General features: G+C 61.5%; 7 protein-coding genes. 1 reads left to right on the top strand and 6 read right to left on the bottom strand.

Annotation, left to right across the window (positions count from 1 at the left end):
* On the top strand, positions 1–333 hold a 333-nt coding region (locus tag EN879_RS24605; protein ID WP_206520996.1), incomplete at its 5' end, for an arginase family protein.
* Positions 334–335: 2 nt separating this feature from the next.
* Here EN879_RS24605 and EN879_RS24600 read toward each other — a convergent pair.
* The 6 genes from EN879_RS24600 to EN879_RS24575 all read right to left on the bottom strand — a co-directional run.
* Complete coding sequence (locus EN879_RS24600; protein ID WP_013531516.1) at positions 336–992, bottom strand: DUF1629 domain-containing protein; 657 nt, start codon at positions 990–992, stop codon at positions 336–338.
* Between the two features lie 64 nt (positions 993–1,056).
* A complete protein-coding gene (locus EN879_RS24595) occupies positions 1,057–1,719 on the bottom strand; it encodes a glutathione S-transferase family protein (RefSeq protein ID WP_063168038.1) in 663 nt (220 codons plus the stop codon).
* Positions 1,720–1,769: 50 nt separating this feature from the next.
* Entirely contained in the window at positions 1,770–2,240 is a 471-nt protein-coding gene (locus EN879_RS40150; RefSeq protein WP_013531514.1) for a hypothetical protein, read from the bottom strand.
* Positions 2,230–3,135 (bottom strand): aldose 1-epimerase family protein, encoded by a 906-nt coding sequence (locus tag EN879_RS24585; protein WP_013531513.1) that lies wholly within the window; start codon positions 3,133–3,135, stop codon positions 2,230–2,232. The genes EN879_RS40150 and EN879_RS24585 overlap by 11 nt, the downstream gene beginning before the upstream one ends.
* A gap of 175 nt (positions 3,136–3,310) precedes the next feature.
* Positions 3,311–4,027, bottom strand: coding sequence for a Bax inhibitor-1/YccA family protein (locus tag EN879_RS24580; protein WP_013531512.1), 717 nt, complete (start codon positions 4,025–4,027; stop codon positions 3,311–3,313).
* Between the two features lie 23 nt (positions 4,028–4,050).
* Positions 4,051–4,788 (bottom strand): anti-sigma factor (locus EN879_RS24575; RefSeq protein WP_164774555.1); only part of this gene is annotated, 738 nt, incomplete at its 5' end.

The following is a 4,788-nucleotide window of genomic DNA, read 5'->3' as shown; positions in this document are numbered from 1 at the left end:
CGCTATGGCAGCCGCTTCGTGACCGCCCGCGAGGTTCATGCCCAGGGCGTCGAAGCCGCGCTCCGGCATATTCCGGAAGCCGCGCGGGTCGTCGTCACCCTCGACTGCGACAGCCTTGATCCAAGCATCATGCCGGGCGTGGCGGCGCGTACACCCGGCGGCCTCACCTACACGCAGGTAATCGACCTGATCGCCGGCCTCGGCAAACGGGCCAGGATCGCAGGATTCGACCTTGTCGAGTTCTATCCTCCGGCCGATATTGACGGCCTGTCAGCGCTGACCGCCGCGCGCCTTCTTGTCAATGTGGTCGGCACCGTCGTCCGGCAGGTTTGATGTCAAAATCCCGCTCTTCGCCGCAGAGCGGCCCAAAGGCGCGTGAGCGAGCTTGCGGTTGAAATGCCCTTTTTGACACCTGGGTATTCGATCCTGCCTCGTCCGACCGGCTCGTCGCTCCAGACCAGGTTGAAAGCAATGCCCTTGAGCCCAAGCTCCCCGATCCGGCGTACGATCGTCTCCTGCAGATAAATATCGGATGTTCGCACCCCGTCGGCACGCTCGGGCAGCTTGAATATCTCGGTACCGCCGATTGCGTCCGCTCGAAGGACGAGGCTTTCGATCACCATGACGCCGCCATCGTCAAAGCGAACGATCTTTGAACGTTCCTCGTCCAGTGCATCGATCACGGTGGTGACATTGAAGAGCGATATTGGCTCGTCAGCAGGAAGCGGCAGGAATTCACCGTATGGTTGGAGGGTTGGCCGAAGCAACTTCGACGCCCTCGCTCGCAGGATGAGCACATGCTCGCCAAGCCATGGAAAATCTGAATATTGCCGGAGCGTACCGTCGTCGTGTTCGCGCAGGATCTCCATCCTGGGCGGATGCCATTGTGTCTGCTTCCGGCCGCAGAGCGTCGAAAACAGCTGGTAGTCGTCCGCCTGCCGAGGAAGGACCCATTCCTGTCCTTCGATCACGCTCAGGACATAGATATTCATCCGGTCCCCCGCACATCATCGCCTTGGTAGGCTCGGCCTGCTGCGCTGCTCTTCGCGCGCGTTCTCACCGCTGATCCGCGACGGCCATTTGCGGCACCGGCGGCAATTCGGGTGCATCCATCCCTTTGAAAGGGTCACGCCAGGCGTCGATGTCTTCAAGTCGACGGTACCAGCGGCTGACAGAGGGATAATCGTCGAGCGGCAGTCTGGCGGCGTCGTTGAACGGTAGGAAGGTCGCCATTCGAAAATCGGCATAGGAAACCGAATTGCCGACCAGCCACTGCCGCTCGGCAAGCACGGCGTCGAGTATTGCCGCAGCCGTATGGAATTGGTTCAGGCCCTCCTCCACCCGCTTCTGATCGATCGGGCCGATGCCGTACCGCTGTTTCGTCCCACGTTCGAAATGCACCGTGTCGCAAGCGAGTGCGAAGTGCTCCTTGCCCCAGCTGAGCCACCGGATCATCTCAGGTTCGTCATCGCCGGTGCGCCAGAAATCCGAATGCGCGTGGCGCGACAGCCTGCAGGCTATGGCGTCTGCCTCCCAGAGGCTCTTTCCCTCATCATCCACAAGGATGGGCAGTGAGAGGTTGGGATTTAACCGGCGAAATTTCTCCATTTGCCCGGCAGCGAATGGCGAGGCGAATTCGAAGTCCAGTTTCGTTTCGAGATAGCGTGCGATCGCGACCGCCAATCGAGGATTGGGATTGCGGCTGAAGTACAGCTTCATTGGGCACCGACGATCTGGGCGACCACGCAATAGTCGATCATGAGCAGCCTCTATGCAGCTTCGAAGTCAGCCCAAGCGCCCATGTATCCCAATGGATTGGGCTCGCCTTTCATCATCGTTTTTCGCCAAGCTTCCTGCTCGGCATTCATCAGAGCCAATTCCCAAACACAGGCAATAACAGGTCTCTTAACCGTGTCCATCGGTTCGGTTGCGGAATACAGCTTCCGATAGATGTGCTGACAAAGCACCGAACCCTGTATCCACCAGTGAGCTAAGATGGACACACCGAGCTCACCAGGATGAATGATCACAAAGCCCATGCCATTCTCGTCACCCTCGTCCGCCACACGCGGCAGAACCTCCTGTCGCACGAATGACTGCGCCAGAGTCGCCATGGGTTCGTCGATCTTTCTGTTGTCTGCGACGAGACCATAGACTTTGAGCTTGAGACCACCAATGTCCCATTGGCCCAAATTTGAAACACCACGTGGATGGTAGATCTCGATCGTTTCAGAATTCACTGAGCGCACTCCAATTGGCTATTGGCAGCAGACGTACCTGATAGCTCATCACGCGACTTGCACCCGGCGCGATCAGCATCAGGCCTGGTTTGTCGACAAAATCACCATCGAAATCCACCGGGCTTGCAAGGCCGTGCCAGGGTTCGATGCACAGGAACGGCGCGCCGCCCGGCTTTGACCAGACGCCCAACTCCCGAACCCCTTGCCAGGACATCTCGATCGCCGGGCCACGCTCGGCGGCATAACGCACGCTGGAGCTGGCGGGCTGGTCCATGATCACCGCGTCCTCGTCGAACAACCGCTCGGAGAGCGGGAGTATGTTGCCTTCGACAGGCGTCGGCTGCGGCGTTTTCAGCAGCAGTCCGTCCTTAAGGCGGCGGATCGGCGCCGGTTCATCGTGGGCAAAGATCAGCCGGTAATCCGTCTTGGCCAGATCCGGCTGCAAGGGCCAATTGAATGCCGGGTGCGCCCCGATCGATGCCGGCAGCGGCTCATCGCCGGTGTTGGTGATGTCGAAAGTCACATCAAGCTGCTGGCGGACCAGCGTGTAGGTCACTTCAAGCCGAAAGGCGAACGGATAGCGCGCCCGGGTGTCGGCGTCGTCGGCAAGCACCAGCGTGCAGGATCGCGGTCCCTTCCGCGCCCAGGCAAACGGCTTGTCGCGCGCGAACCCGTGCTGCGTCATTGGATAGGTCCGGCCGCGATGGCGCAGATGATCGCCCGCCAGCCGCCCTACGATCGGGAACAGCACCGGCGAGTGACGCCGCCATTCCGGCCCCGCCTGCCACAGGAATTCGAATCCGCGCACATCTTGCAGCGAAATCAGTTCGGCGCCCTGCGCAACGATGGTCGCCGAGATACCGTCGCCATGAAGCGTTTGGCTGTCCTGTGCCACATTTCCTCGCGGGTCGTTGTTGAAGGCCGGCGCGGTGGGCAGACTAGCAAAAGCGCTTCGGGACTCAAGGTGCAGCCTGGTTCTGCAGGAACGAATTGTGGCCGGAGGATCTCCCTCCGGCCACCTCTCCGCATCAAGAGCAATAACCCTCGCTCTTGCCCACAGCGGATAGTCGTTATTCGCGTTCGCCGGTGAAATTCAGCAGCAGCTGGAAGATGTTGATGAAGTTCAGATAGAGCGAGAAGGCGCCGAAGACGGCAAGTTTCTGGCGCGATTCCGCGTCGAAATTCTCGGCATACTGTTCCTTGATCGTCTGCGTGTCCCAGGCGGTCAGGCCGATGAACACGGCGATGCCGATCACCGAGATGGCGAACTGCAGCGCGGTCGAGCCGAGGAAGATGTTGACGATGCTGGCGATCACCACGCCGATCAGGCCCATGATCAGGAACGACGAGAACTGGGTCAGGTCGCGCTTTGTCGTGTAGCCGTACAGGCTGGTGGCGCCGAACATGGTGGCTGCGATGAAGAAGGTGCGCGCGATGCTGGTTCCGGTGAACACCAGAAACACGGAGGCGAGCGAGAGGCCCATGACCGCGCAGAAGGCCCAGAACATCGCCTGGGCATTCGCCGCGGACATGGTCTGCATCTTGAACGAGAACAGCATGACGAAGGCGAGCGGTGCCAGCATCACCACCCATTTCAGCGGGCTGGAGAAGATCGGCACGTAGAGCGCCGGCGTCGATGAGATCATGAAGGCGACGAGGCCGGTGACCACCAGGCCGACACCCATGTAGTTGTAGACGCGCAGCATATGCTGGCGCAGGCCCTCGTCGAAGACGGCTCCGGTTTGGGCGCCGGCGGCGACGCGATATCCCAGATTGGGGGTGTTCATTTGCGTTCTCCTTTGTGGATCGATCAGTAGAGCGTCTTGGCGAGCGTCTCTGCGGCGCGGTCGAGGTCGTGGACCTCGCTTCGTCCGACCACCGCATAAGCCACATCGCCGATCTGGAAATAGGCCGATGAGATGTCGCCCGAGGGCGCGATCGTCGGCTTGACGACGTCGAAGGTTCCAGGCCGGATCGCAAACAGCGACACCAGCCCCATGTCTTTCGTCTCGACCGCCATCTCGACGCTCGGACCAAAGCGGGACGGATAGATCTGCACGTCGCGGACCTTCCAATCCTTGGGCAGCGACGGCATGACGATGGCGGTCGCGGCGCGAATCTCGCCGGCGTTGTAGTTGGGCGCCTCGGGCTGCGACGGCATGCTCTCGCGCACCAGCGTGGTCCTGTGGGCCCGCACTGCGTCGTCGACATAGGCGGGCGGCTGCGGCGAGGCGACGACCTTGGTCACCGACATCGGCCCGATGATACCGTTCGCCAGCCACCCGGCGGCGACGAAGACAGCAACCACCGCGGCGCGCTGCAGCACACCGAAGATGCGGCCGCGGGCAAGCCCCCTCTCCAGCCGCCGCGCGGCATCGGCGGTCGCGGGCCGTGCCATACCTTTGGAGCCGGCAAGCGCCACGCGCAGTTCATCGCGGGTCCTGAGATCCGACATCACGCGCGCCGCCGCCTCCGGGCGAGCGGACAAGAATGCCTCCACCTCGATGCGGCGGGTGACGTCGATCTGGTCGTCGACATAGGCGTCGAG

The organism is Mesorhizobium sp. M7A.F.Ca.AU.002.02.1.1 (assembly GCF_003998535.1).
In the GTDB taxonomy this organism is placed as follows: domain Bacteria; phylum Pseudomonadota; class Alphaproteobacteria; order Rhizobiales; family Rhizobiaceae; genus Mesorhizobium; species Mesorhizobium ciceri.
Note: the sequence above shows the minus strand (reverse complement) of the source record. Positions and strands in the feature narration are given on the sequence as shown.